The sequence below is a fragment of the Flaviramulus multivorans genome (assembly GCF_021728415.1).
GTDB lineage: Bacteria > Bacteroidota > Bacteroidia > Flavobacteriales > Flavobacteriaceae > Sabulilitoribacter > Sabulilitoribacter multivorans.
In genome coordinates, this window is the sequence record NZ_JAKKDV010000003.1 from 173,396 (window position 1) to 186,826 (window position 13,431).

A 13,431-nucleotide genomic window follows, 5' to 3' on the forward strand; every position below is an offset into this window, starting at 1 on the left:
GTTAGCAGTAGAAAGAAAATATAAAATGAAGACTAAATACTTTAATATATTTACAAGCAACCTGTAAAAGCAAACCGCATTTTATGAAAAAGAAGCTTATTAGAATCACTACAGTACCTTTATCTTTAAGCGGTTTACTCTACGGTCAATTAAGATTTATGTCGAACTATTTTGATGTTCTAGCTGTCTCTTCAAAAGGAAAAAACAACGACTTACAACGAGTTTCAGAAATTGAAAGTGTCCCTACCTTTCAAGTTGAAATGACACGAAAAATAACCCCTTTTAAAGATTTAGCGGCTACATGGCAACTTTATAAATTGTTTAAAAAAGAAAAACCATTTATAGTACATTCTCATACGCCCAAAGCAGGAACACTATCTATGCTCGCAGCAAAATTTGCTGGAGTACCTCACAGATTGCATACCATAGCTGGCTTACCTCTTGTTGAAGTCAGAGGGTTTAAAAGATTTGTTTTAAATTTAGTAGAAAAAATCACATATAGGTGCGCAACAAAAATTTACCCTAATTCTTATGGATTAGTAGATATTATACTTGAAAATAAGTTTACCCACAAAAACAAGCTTAAAGTAATTGCAAATGGAAGCTCTAATGGTATAGATACTTCTTATTTCGACCCAAAGCTTTTTGGTGATGCCAAAGGTAAATTGGAATTTAGAACTTCATTAGGTATTACTGAAAAAGATTATGTTTTTGTTTATGTTGGCCGATTAGTGTCGGATAAAGGTATAAATGAATTATTGCCCGCATTTGATAAAATAGATAGTCAAAGTAAAAATGTAAAACTTTTATTGGTAGGCACTTATGAAAATGAGTTGGACCCACTTCTTCCGAAATCTATGGAGATAATAGAAAATAACAAAAATATCATTTCTACGGGCTGGGTTGATGATGTTAGACCGTACTTTGCCATTTCCAATGTACTTGTTTTCCCTAGTTATAGAGAAGGGTTTCCAAATGTAGTAATGCAAGCTGGAGCAATGGAATTACCAGCCATCGTTACAGATATTAATGGTTGCAATGAAATTATTGATGATAAAAAACATGGTTTTATTATTCCTACTAAAGATAGTGACGCTATTTATAATAATATGAGTTATGTTCTTAATAATAAAGAAGAATCTATAAAAATGGGGAAAGAATCAAGGCTTAATATCGTAAATAAATTTGAGCGTAAAAGAATATGGGAGGCTCTTTTAAAAGAATACAATAATTTATAAGGAGGACCAACTTTTAAATTCTTAACAACGTTGTTTATAAATGTTATTTAATTCGATAGATTTTATATTCTTTTTACCGATAGTTTTTTTTCTCTATTGGTCTTTGGTGAAAAAGCTGAAGTTTCAAAACTTATTGCTTTTAATTAGCAGCTATGTTTTTTACGGTTGGTGGGATTATAGGTTTTTAGCATTAATATTAACAAGCACACTGGTAGATTATTGCGTTGGAATACAGCTAAATAGGTCTAGTAATAAAGCAATTAAAAAGAAATGGCTATTATTAAGCGTCATATTTAATATTGGTGTTTTAGGTTTTTTCAAATATTACAATTTCTTTATTGAGACTTTTACAAGTTTGATCTTATCATTAGGTTTTTCAATACATAGTTCATGGACACTAAACATTATTTTACCAGTTGGAATATCTTTCTATACATTCCAAACGTTGTCCTATACTATAGATATTTATAATGAAAAAATAAAGCCTACAAAAAATTTCATTGGGTTTGCGGCTTTTGTTTCATTTTTCCCTCAACTTGTTGCTGGTCCGATAGAAAGGGCATCAAATTTATTACCTCAAATATTAAATTCTAGAAAGTATACTTACCAAAATCTATCTAATGGAATTAAGTTAACTATTTTCGGCTTTTTTCTAAAATTAGTTATCGCTGATAGAGCTGCTATATATGTAAATGCCGTATATAATAATATTGAAAATCACGATGGATTAAGCTTCCTGGTAGCTACTTTATTTTTCTCTTTTCAAATTTATGGGGATTTTGCTGGATATTCGTTAATTGCTATTGGTGTCGCAAAAATGTTTGGAATTGATTTAATGACGAATTTTAATCGCCCCTATTTTGCAGCTTCCATTGGTGAGTTTTGGCAACGTTGGCACATATCACTATCTACTTGGTTCAGAGATTATGTTTATATTCCTTTAGGAGGTAATAGAACAAAAAAATGGCGTTGGTTATTCAACTTATTTATAACATTTTTAATTAGCGGTTTATGGCATGGTGCAAACTGGACTTTCGTGATTTGGGGTGCTTTAAATGGGATTTATTTAATAATTGAAGCTTTATTCAAAAAAAGAAACAAAAGAGGATTATTAAGTATTTTTGTAACTTTTATTTTAATAAATTTTGCTTGGATTTTCTTTAGAGCTGATAATATTGATAATGCTTTTAAAATAATAACTAAAATCTTTACCAAACCAGGAAATTTATACATTGGTAGTGGTGATGATATAACTGCTTCATTATATACAGTTTTAGCGATTAGCATTTTGTTAATTATTGAAGTTAAAAAAGAATTTTTTAATGGTTTATTTTCTATTTCCAATAACAGAATCGAATTTGTAAGGTTAATAGGATATTCTTGCCTAATTTTTATTATTCTGTATTTAGGTGTTTTTGGAGAAAGTCAATTTATATATTTTCAATTTTAATTATAATGAAGTCAGAAATCAAATTAACCATACTAAAATTATTGAAATTTATAATTGTTTTAATGATAATAGACTTTGGCCTTGGCTTTATAGCGAAAGAAGTTTTTTTTAGTCAAAAAACGGGTAAATTTCATAGAACGACTTACGCCATAAAAAAATCAAAAGATGATATACTAATTTTTGGTAGCTCACATGCTCATAGACATTATGTCCCTGAAGTGGTCGAAAGACAATTATCCCTAAGTTGTTATAATGCTGGTGCTGAAGGGCAACAACTATTGTTCCACAGAGCCTTACAGAAAATGATTTTTAAAAGAATTACACCTAAAATTATCATCTTAAATATTGATGAGAATTTTTTGTTTAAATCGGACATAGCATTTGAGCGATTATCTGATTTACACCCTTATTATTCGGATTATAAAAGCGAATTGCATCCAATTTTAAGATTAAACTCAAGTATGATTGACTTTAAAATGCTTTTTAAATCTTATCAAACAAATTCAACGCTTGTACATGTTATTAAATACTATCTAAAGCCCCAACAAGATTATAAAGGATATCGTCCATTATTTGATGAAACAACTGCTAATAAAATTGAAAGTTTAGAAAAGAGGGAACCTTTAAAAGAGTATGAGGAAGTAATTGATGATATTTTTGTAAATACTTTAGTAGACTTCATTGAAGAAGCTCAAGCTAAAAAAATAAAAGTTGTATTCGTTACATCTCCAAATTTGATACTTAGGGATATAACTAAAAATGAATCACTTCTTAAAATTAAAGAAATAGCAAAATCAAAAGAAGTGATTTTTATTGATTTTTTAAATTCCCCCAACTATTTAAACAAATACAACTTATTTCATGACGCATCACACCTAAATGATAAAGGTGCAAAATTATTTACATCTTCAGTTTCCAAAATAATTAAATCAAGTATTTAAATTAGTTTGAGCGAGTAACTTACCGATAAAACAATTAAAAATAACGGTTTTAGTCATATGTAAACCTGAAGTTTTATTAATAGTTATATATTTGAGTTAAGAATGATTAATAGCAGCAACATTATAATTTAAATTATAACTTTAAAGTTTGTATAAAAATTTTGTAAAGCGACTATTAGATTCCATTTTTGCCTTGGTAGGTCTAATTTTATTGTCACCTATTTTAATATTGGTTTCCATTATTTTGATAATAGTAAATAAAGACACCCCATTTTTTTTTCAAAGGAGACCAGGCAAAGACGAAAAGATATTCAAAATTGTTAAGTTTAAAACAATGAATAACTTAAAGGATGCTAATGGCAATTTACTACCAGATAAGAATCGTATCACAGCTGTTGGAAAATTTATTAGAAAATACTCGCTAGACGAAATCCCTCAACTATTTAATGTGCTTATTGGCGATATGTCTTTAATTGGACCCCGTCCACTAATTATTGAATATCTACCTATTTATAATGAAGAACAAAAAAAACGTCATAATGTTAGACCAGGTATTACCGGTTGGGCTCAAGTAAATGGTAGAAATTCTATATCGTGGAAAAAAAAGTTTGAATTAGACGTTTGGTACGTAGAAAACATAAGTTTTAAACTAGATTTAAAAATACTAAAATTAACATTTATAAAAGTATTACAAAAGAAAGACGTGAACCTATCTGAAGAATTAACATCTGAATATTTTAATGGTAAGAATTAATCATGAGTAACGATTTAAATGTAATAGGGCTTACCAAAAAAATGCTTAAAGACTGCATTGATGAAAATACTTATTGGAATAGTGGTTTTGCCCCAATGCCAAAAAGTAAGGCAATTTGGATGTTGAATAATCCAAGAATTGACGATAACGACTACTGTGCGGTTATAGCTTCAGAAAACAACCAAATACTATCGTTTATTTCATTAATACCTGATTTTTTAAATCTAAAAAATAACTCCGATAAAAAAGTGTATTGGATGGTTTCTTGGTGGGTAAATCCTAAAGTCGAAAAAACAGTAATAGGCACCTATACCTTTCATGAAGCCTTAAAACTAACAAACAACAAAATAGTAATTAAATCTTATGCTGAACATATAGATTCGTTTTACAAGAAAATGCCTTTTACCACTATTGCTTCAAGATATCGGTACACCCTGTTTTTAAGTTTAGATCCATCCATGCTAATTGGTAAGTTTAAGTTTTTAAAACCTATTAAATTTATTTTTAATGCATTAGACCATGCTGTTTACTTTATCATTAATAATTTATTTAATAAACATAAACTTAAAAAAAGCACAGCTAATTTAAAGTATGAATATCTTAACAGTATAGACGAATCGACATGGAGGTTTATTGAACCACTGTGTAAAAATGATTTGATACTTAAAACTAAAGACTACGTAAATTGGATGCTTGATGCTAAGCAATTTACCCAAATACCTGTTTCAAAAAAGTTTAGTTATAAAACTATCGAAATTGGTACAAGCAATAATATTTATCTTCATAATATGAAGATTTTAAAGGAGAATAAAACTATAGGCTTTTTGTCGTATATAATTAATTATAATGAATTTAATGTAAAATATTTTTTAGTTGAAAAAGAAGGGGATTATGATGAATGTGTTGATGCTCTTATCGAGAATTTTATAATTAAAAAAGCTAGATATATATTTACTGATGACACCTTTCTAGCAGAAAATATAAAAAAGAGATTTATTACTGTTTTTACTCATAAGTCTTTAAAAAAAGGATTGGCTCACAACAGTTTAGATTTAACTTTAGACACAGTTTCTCTGAACAATAGAGATGGTCATTTTTATTAAAATAAACGAGCATAGCAATAAATGAAGTTTATAAAAAACATACAAAATTCAATAGAATATAACTCTGAGCATAATGTACTTTGTGTTAATAATGTGTTTTATTCTTATAATGATTTTGCAACCGAAATAAAAAAAATAAGATATGCTATTGCAAATACTATAGAATCAACTGAAAAACTAATAGGTTTAGTTACTAATGATGATATACAAACTTATGCTAGTATAATAGCATTATGGTTAGAAGGTAAAGCTTATGTACCAGTAAATCCAGAGGTTCCGTTAGATAGAAATCTTCAGGTGTTTAACTCGACCCAAACACAATATGTTATTGACTCCTCAAAAGAATCAGTTTATAATAATCATATTGTTATTAGTCCACTAAATCTAACCGAGTCTTATCCCGATTTAAATCCAAAAAAAATTGAAGGAGAAGATTTAGCATATATACTATTTACATCGGGCACAACAGGGCAACCAAAGGGTGTACCGATTACATTTAATAATGTTCAAGCTTTAGTAAACGCTATTGACGAAGAACCAACTTTTAACTTAAACAATACCGATAGATGCTTACAAATGTTTGAATTAACATTTGATTTTTCGGTAGTTACCTACCTTTTCCCTATCCTCGCAGGCTCTTGTATGTATACAATCCCTAAAGGCGTCATTAAATATTTTTATATTTTTAAATTAATAAAAGAAAAGGAACTTACTGTACTCACCATGGTTCCTTCAATTATAAATTACCTTCGCCCCTATTTTCATGAAATTAATGAAGAATCTGTGAGGTACTGTAGCTTTGGAGGTGGTGCATTGCATACCGATATTGCTAAAGAATGGAGCAACTGCTTACCAAACTGTAAAATTTTTAATTACTACGGACCTACCGAGTTTACTGTGTATAGCGGATTTTACCCTTATCATAAGGAAACGCATACAAAATCTTATAATGGCATTATTGCTATTGGAAAACCTCAAAAAGACACCTTATATCTTGTTGTAGACGATAGCAATAAAGAAGTCCCTATTGGTGCAACAGGAGAGCTTTGTTTAGGAGGTCCACAAATAACACCAGGTTATTGGAAGAACGAAGAAAGAAACAAACTTAGTTTTTTTTCTAGAGAGGAAAATGGTGAACAAATTAGGTATTATAAAACGGGTGATTTGTGTATAAAAGACGAAGAAGGAGATTTTTTATATGTTGGTAGAGCCGATTTTCAAGTAAAAATTCGTGGATATAGAGTGGAATTATCTGAAATTGAATATCATGCAAAGGCCAAATCTGAAAAAAAAGTAAATATGGTAGCCGTAGATATTTATAATAAACTAGGAAACGCCGAAATAGGGCTCGCCATAGAATCAAATCCTTTTGATACTACTCAAATATTTGAGTATATGAAATCAAAAATGCCAAATTACATGATACCAATGCACGTAGAGTTTATAGAAGTGTTCCCACATAGTATCAATGGGAAAATTGATAGAAAAGCATTAAAAAAACATTTTAATATAAGTTAATTTATGAATAGAGAAGACATTTTAGAAAAGGTAACAATAGCTTTTTCAAAAGTATTAGAACATAATAATTTCACCCTTACCAATAATACAACTGCCGATGATGTAGATGGTTGGGAATCAATAACACATATGATGATTATTTCAGAAATAGAAAATGACTTTAACATCAAATTTAAGCTCATGGACTTGATGAATATGAATAGTATTGGAGACTTGTTAGACAGCTTAGAATCAGAATTAAAGGTATCATAAACTTAAAATAATGTATAAACATTTTTTTAAAAATATTTTTGACTTCTTATTTGCTCTCGCTGCTTTATTATTTTTATCTCCATTTATTTTGATAATAATAGTTTTGTTATTTTTTAATAATAAAGGAAAACCTTTCTTTTTTCAAACAAGACCAGGCAAAAACGAAAAGCTTTTCAAAATAATAAAATTTAAAACCATGAAAGACATTGATCCAAACATTAGTAATGATATTCATAGTTTAAATAGGGTTACAAAAATTGGTTCTTTTATTAGAAAGTACTCGCTAGATGAGATTTTACAACTTGTAAATGTGCTTAAAGGAGATATGAGCTTAATTGGCCCAAGACCTTTACTAATAGAGTACTTACCTTTGTATAATGAAAATCAAAAAATCAGGCATAATGTAAAGCCTGGAATTACCGGTTGGGCACAGGTAAAAGGTAGAAATGCAATTAGCTGGAACCAAAAATTTGAATATGATATATGGTATGTGAAAAATTTAAGTTTTACCTTAGATATGAGAATTTTACTTTTAACCATCTTAAAGGTCATTAAAAAAGATGGGGTAAATACAAACCAAAATGTTACAATGGAGGTTTGGAAAGGCAATAACATTTAATAAAAAATATAAAAAGAAAACTAGATGGAGAAGCAAACCTCTAAAAAGAAAGTTAGAATATATGGAGCTGGAGGCCACTCACAGGTTATTAAAGAAGTTTTACTTATGAATAATTACATAGTAACAGAAACTTTTGATGATAAACCAGAAGGCGTACATTATGCTTCTAAAAATGTAGCGATAGGAGCTAGAAAAGATTTAAGTGCTTTTCCGCATGAAGGAGATCCAGTTATAATAGCAGTAGGAATTAATTCTGAAAGAGCAGAAATTGCACAATTTTTAAAATCCACATACGAAAAAGCTATTCATGAGTCTGCCATTATTTCAAATACTTCAAAAATTGGTGAAGGTACGGTGGTTTTTGCCGGAGCTATTATTCAACCCAACACAACAATCGGAAAGCACGTTATAATAAATACTGGAGCTAGCGTTGATCATGATAATATAATAGGTGATTACGCTCATATTTCACCTAAAGCTGCTTTGTGTGGACATGTTGAGGTTGGTGAAGGAAGTCATGTTGGGGTTGGTGCAGTTGTAATACCTAAAGTAAAAATTGGTAAATGGTGTACCATTGGTGCTGGAACAATTGTAATAAAAGATATACCAGATTATGCAACAGTTGTGGGAAATCCTGGTAAAATTATAAAAACAAAAAAACCTGTTTAAAAATTGAATACACATAACACAATAGTAGATATAACTTTTATTGGTTCTGGAATTTCAACCTCTTTTAGTATAATTAACTTTTTGAATGCTATTGAGAAAAGGGGCGAAATTGACAACCCTATATCTATCAATATTATTGAGAAGTATTCGGAATTTAATTTAGGTATTCCTTACGGCTCTAGGTCTGGTTTTTCAACACTTTTAATTACTTCGTTGAGGAACTTTTTAGTAAAACCTGAACTCAGTGATTTCATAAAGTGGTTAAACGAAAACAAAAGTTGGCTATTAGAGGAATTTGAAAATGAAGGCGGTATTTTATCAAAAAAATGGATAAAAGACAATGAAAAGGATATAAAAAATAACCGATGGGAAGAACTTTTTATTCCTAGACGATTTTTTGGGTGTTATATAAACTTAAAGGTTAACAATAAAGTTAAAAAACTTACCGAAAAAGGATATGTAAAAGTAAACTTTATAAAAGGAGAGGTTATTGATATTGAACGGAAAAAAGGTATATATGGTGTTTATTTAGAAAACCAGAATGAAAGAATAGACACCAATAAAGTTGTACTATCCATTGGCTCGCTACCAACCAATTACCTGTGGAAAAATAAAGACTTAATTGCTGAAAAGAATATATTATTTGTTAATAACCCCTATAAACCAGAATTAAAAGTAATTTTAGATAACATTAAAAACTTTATTGAATCAAGAGAAAATATAAAAACTAACGTATTAATTGTTGGTGCAAATGCCAGTGCTTTAGAACTCCTCTACAAGATTAATGACATAAGCCCTAAAAATGAAAAAAATATAACTTACACCTTTTTATCTACACAAGGCAGAGTGCCAGATGCAATAATAGATTATGAGCGACAAAACAAATTCATACCAGAGAATTTAAACAATCTAAAAAAGGAAAAAAAATTAACAGCTAAAATAATAGCTGATGCAACATTTAAAGATCTTGATGTTGCCGATGAAATTAATTTAGGACCCGCATCAACAGTCGATACAATTTCTAAATATTTTGGTGCTTTATTAGAAAAATTAGACCCTAAAGAGCTTGAAATCTTTGCTTGTCAATATGGTAATGACATAGGAAAAAGACAAAGATGTGCTGGTCTGCACTACTCTAATGTAGTTGAAAATCTAAAATCACAACAAAAGTTCGAGCATATTTCTGGTAGGTTTAAAACGTTAAGCAAAGCTAAAGACGAAAATTATGCTTTATGCTATATCGATACAGCCACAAAAAAAGAAAAAACTCTAGACAAATATTTTCATATTGTCATAAACTGTATTGGGAGTAAAAACTTAGAAAGCAAACATTTACCTCAACTTCATAAAAATTTAATGAACAAAGGGTATTGTGAGCCTAATAATTCTAAAATTGGTTTTCATGTTAACAAATTACTAGAAGCTAGTAAAAACCTTTACATAATGGGACCGATGCTAGCAGGAAATGTTATAGACAACAAAGCTGTATGGCATGTTGAGCACTGCGGGAGAATTATATGGATATCAAAAATATTATCAAAAATACTGGCAAAAGATTTATTAGACCAAACAAAAGTTGAAAAAAAGGAATATAAGTTAGAAGTTGTTAACCTTGATGAAGAATCAACCATAACCAAATATAAAGATTTATTAATAGACAACTGGGACAATAATATATATTATGCCTACGACCACTTAAAGTATTTTGAAAACAGCACGAACTCATTAAAGTGTTTTCTATTAAAAATTAATGATGACAATAAAATTTTAATGCCCATAATATTTAGAGAAATAAACTTTAATGATGAAAATACCAATTATTTTGATGCAATTACACCGTATGGTTACAGTGGACCACTTTATAATTCTAACGAAATAACTGATTCAGATTTAAGCGCGTTTTGGAAACTAGTAGATAATTGGTATAACAAAAATAATGTAGTAGCTGAGTTTATTCGTTTTAGCTTAAATGAAAATTATTCTGGTTATTCTGGTCTTTTAGTAAACACCTTGTTGAATGTAAAAGGAAAGTTAGCAAGCGATTTTGAAAAGCAATGGGAATCATTCTTGCCAAAAGTTAGAAATAACTATCGCAAAGCTTCATCCTTTAATCTCAAATTTAAAATTTATAGTGATAAAGAAATTAATGAAGAAGTCATAAAAACATTTTCAAATATTTATACAAGCACAATGAAAAGGCATAATGCTAAGTCAATCTATTTCTTTTCATCAACGTACTTTAAAAATCTAATATTAAACAATTTAGAAAAATTTTCCATAGCGATGGTTCATGTTGATAATGTAGCAATATCTACTGAACTCATAATAAATCATAATAAAACATTAAGTGCCTTTTTAGGTGGTACTGACTCAAATTATTACAATTACAGACCTAATGATTTCTTAAGAGTTGAAGTAATTAAGTGGGCTATAAAAAACAACTTTAAACACTATGTTTTAGGAGGAGGTTTATCTGACGGCGACGGGCTTTATAAAAGTAAAAAATGTCTTTTTCCCAAAGATGAAGATAAAGTTTTTTATACTGGACGAAAAATAATTAATCATGAAGTATATGATTTTCTATGCCAAAGTCATGTTGAAGGTTATGAAAATATTCATAAAGATGAAATGAAAAATTACTTTTTTCCTCTATATAGACTTAATAACCAAGATAGTTCATAGTAGTTTAATAGCAATAAAATGAAAAAAACAGTTTCGGATTTTTTCTTTGAACATTATGAAAAAAGTAATGTCCCTGAAATTTACCATGAAATTTTATATACTCAAGGAAACAAGGTCTACACTAACCCATGCTATAATTTAAATAAATGTAAAACAAAGGTAAACTCTGTTATGTTTGTTCCTGCATACATACAACCTAGTTTAGATGGCACAGTCTTTAAATTAAAAAAAATAAGCCAATTTTTTAAAGGCTATGCCATAGAACTTGATGAGTTTAAGACGATAGATGAGTATTTAAAGTTCCGTTTTAAAAAAAATTCAAAATCAATACTAAAAAAGGTAAAACGTTTAGAGCATTGTTTTTCAGTAAGTTATCATTTTTATTTTGGTGAAATATCACAAAAGGATTATGATTTTTATATGGATGAGCTAAAATTAATGATAATTAAAAGGTTTAAACAAAGAGGCGACGTAAGTCAAAACCTGTTAAACTGGGAGCATTATTACAAAATATTTTTCGATTTAATTAACAGCAAAAAAGCATCGTTATTTGTTATAAAGAACAATAACGAACCCATTTGTATTTCTATAAGCAATCATTTTAACGGAAAAATGTTTAGCTCTGTGTCGTCATACAATATTGACTATGGGAAATTTAGTTTAGGTAATATTGAGATTTATAAAAAGTTGGAATGGTGTATTAACAACAACCATAACACCTACGAAATGGGTATGGGAGATTTAAGTTACAAACGTGAATGGAGTAATAATGTGTATAACTTTGAACACCATATTGTTTACCCTAAAAAATCCATTCAATTAAAAGTAATCGCTTGTTTAGAATATCTCAAGATTTATTTTAAAGAGTTAATATATAAATTGGCTTATGTACGCTATAAAAACTTTAAATCAAAACTTAAAAAAACTGAAGATTATAGTGACTCTTATACAATTCTTGATAGTAAAAATATTGACGCAAAAGATTATATAAAAATAAATTACAATAAACCAGAAAATCAATTTTTAAAGAATGCAATATTTGATTTCTTGTATTCAAAAATTGAACATGAAAAGGATGTTTCAGTATTTGAAAAACCTAAGCAAGCGAAAGTTTATTTAATAACTGGTAAATCTAATTCTCAAATAGTACAATTTTGAGTATTATTTATATGATAGACAATTTAGAAATAATATATAAAAAGAATAAGTGGGAACAAGTTTTAAAAGAGGTTGGTAACCATGATTTTTATCATACCTATGATTACCACTATTTATCGAAATTAAGTGATGAAAAACCTGTTTTATTAAAATACAGCGAAGATGATAAATTAATTTGTTTTCCTCTGTTATTAAGAAAAATAAATAATACAGTTTTTTTTGATGCAACCTCTGTTTATGGGTATCCCGGGCCGGTTCAAAAAAATATTAGTACTAATTTTAACAACTCTAAATTCTCTAAAGCTTTACAACAATATTTTATTAAAGAAAATATTATTTCGGTATTCTCTAGATTAAATCCTTACATAGATAATCAATATAACGTACTACAAAACATTGGAGAAGTACAAAATCTTGGCAAGGTTGTAAATATTAATTTAAAACTTAGTTTAGATAAACAATACCAAGCGTACTCAAAAACTACTAAACGCTATATTAATAAGTGTAGAAAACATTGTAACGTAATTAAAAGTAACTCTCCTGAAGATATTGACAAGTTTATTGAGCTATATTATAGTAATATGGAACGTGTAAATGCCAAAAAGCGTTACTATTTTACTAAAGACTATTTTTTAAAGTTTATCAGTAGCGAAGCCTATAAAACTGACATACTTTTTGCTGTAATGAAAGACACAGGCGAAATAATATCATCTGCATTAATGGTAAAAAGTGATAACATTGTACAATACCATTTATCTGGTACTAAAGAAGCGTTTTTAAATTTATCACCAATAAGATTATTAATTGATGAAATGAGAATTATAGCATCTAAAGAAAACAAAACTTACTTTAATTTAGGTGGCGGTTTAGGTAATCTTGAGGATGGATTATTTAAATTTAAATCGTCTTTTTCTAACGATTTTAAACCATTTAAAATATGGAAGTTTATTGCGAATGTAGACGTTTATGATACATTGGTTAAAGAAAATTTATCCGTGAATAACAAAACAAATTTCTTTCCATTATACAGATATGATTCTTAGCTTT

Annotated in this window: 12 protein-coding genes; all 12 read left to right on the top strand. The window is 28.7% G+C overall.

The features are described 5' to 3' along the window. Positions 1-83: 83 nt before the first annotated feature. The 12 genes from L3X39_RS09120 to L3X39_RS09175 all read left to right on the top strand — a co-directional run bounded on the left by L3X39_RS09120 (position 84) and on the right by L3X39_RS09175 (position 13,427). Entirely contained in the window at positions 84-1,238 is a 1,155-nt protein-coding gene (locus tag L3X39_RS09120) for a glycosyltransferase family 4 protein (RefSeq protein ID WP_237231477.1), read from the top strand. A gap of 106 nt (positions 1,239-1,344) precedes the next feature. After that, positions 1,345-2,688: an MBOAT family O-acyltransferase gene (locus L3X39_RS09125; protein WP_369411635.1), complete on the top strand. Its 1,344-nt coding sequence runs from the start codon at positions 1,345-1,347 to the stop codon at positions 2,686-2,688. A gap of 5 nt (positions 2,689-2,693) precedes the next feature. Next, entirely contained in the window at positions 2,694-3,629 is a 936-nt protein-coding gene (locus L3X39_RS09130) for an SGNH/GDSL hydrolase family protein (RefSeq protein ID WP_237231479.1), read from the top strand. Between the two features lie 148 nt (positions 3,630-3,777). Further along, on the top strand, positions 3,778-4,383 hold the full coding sequence (locus tag L3X39_RS09135) for a sugar transferase (protein ID WP_237231480.1): 606 nt from the start codon (positions 3,778-3,780) through the stop codon (positions 4,381-4,383). A gap of 2 nt (positions 4,384-4,385) precedes the next feature. Beyond that, positions 4,386-5,486, top strand: a complete 1,101-nt coding sequence (locus L3X39_RS09140; RefSeq protein ID WP_237231481.1) for a hypothetical protein — start codon at positions 4,386-4,388, stop codon at positions 5,484-5,486. Between the two features lie 21 nt (positions 5,487-5,507). Next, the gene (locus tag L3X39_RS09145; RefSeq protein WP_237231482.1) at positions 5,508-7,004 is read left to right on the top strand and encodes an AMP-binding protein; all 1,497 of its coding nucleotides are present in this window, start codon (positions 5,508-5,510) and stop codon (positions 7,002-7,004) included. Between the two features lie 3 nt (positions 7,005-7,007). Beyond that, entirely contained in the window at positions 7,008-7,256 is a 249-nt protein-coding gene (locus tag L3X39_RS09150; RefSeq protein WP_237231483.1) for an acyl carrier protein, read from the top strand. A 10-nt stretch (positions 7,257-7,266) separates the two neighbouring features. Then, positions 7,267-7,875 carry a sugar transferase gene (locus L3X39_RS09155; RefSeq protein ID WP_237231484.1) on the top strand — a complete coding sequence of 203 codons (609 nt, stop codon included), beginning with the start codon at positions 7,267-7,269 and terminating at the stop codon, positions 7,873-7,875. A gap of 24 nt (positions 7,876-7,899) precedes the next feature. After that, on the top strand, positions 7,900-8,544 hold the full coding sequence (locus tag L3X39_RS09160; protein WP_237231485.1) for an acetyltransferase: 645 nt from the start codon (positions 7,900-7,902) through the stop codon (positions 8,542-8,544). A 3-nt stretch (positions 8,545-8,547) separates the two neighbouring features. Beyond that, on the top strand, positions 8,548-11,226 hold the full coding sequence (locus L3X39_RS09165) for a GNAT family N-acetyltransferase (protein ID WP_237231486.1): 2,679 nt from the start codon (positions 8,548-8,550) through the stop codon (positions 11,224-11,226). An 18-nt stretch (positions 11,227-11,244) separates the two neighbouring features. Then, positions 11,245-12,384 carry a GNAT family N-acetyltransferase gene (locus tag L3X39_RS09170; protein ID WP_237231487.1) on the top strand — a complete coding sequence of 380 codons (1,140 nt, stop codon included), beginning with the start codon at positions 11,245-11,247 and terminating at the stop codon, positions 12,382-12,384. Beyond that, positions 12,381-13,427: a peptidoglycan bridge formation glycyltransferase FemA/FemB family protein gene (locus L3X39_RS09175; protein WP_237231488.1), complete on the top strand. Its 1,047-nt coding sequence runs from the start codon at positions 12,381-12,383 to the stop codon at positions 13,425-13,427. The genes L3X39_RS09170 and L3X39_RS09175 overlap by 4 nt, the downstream gene beginning before the upstream one ends. Positions 13,428-13,431 lie beyond the last annotated feature (4 nt).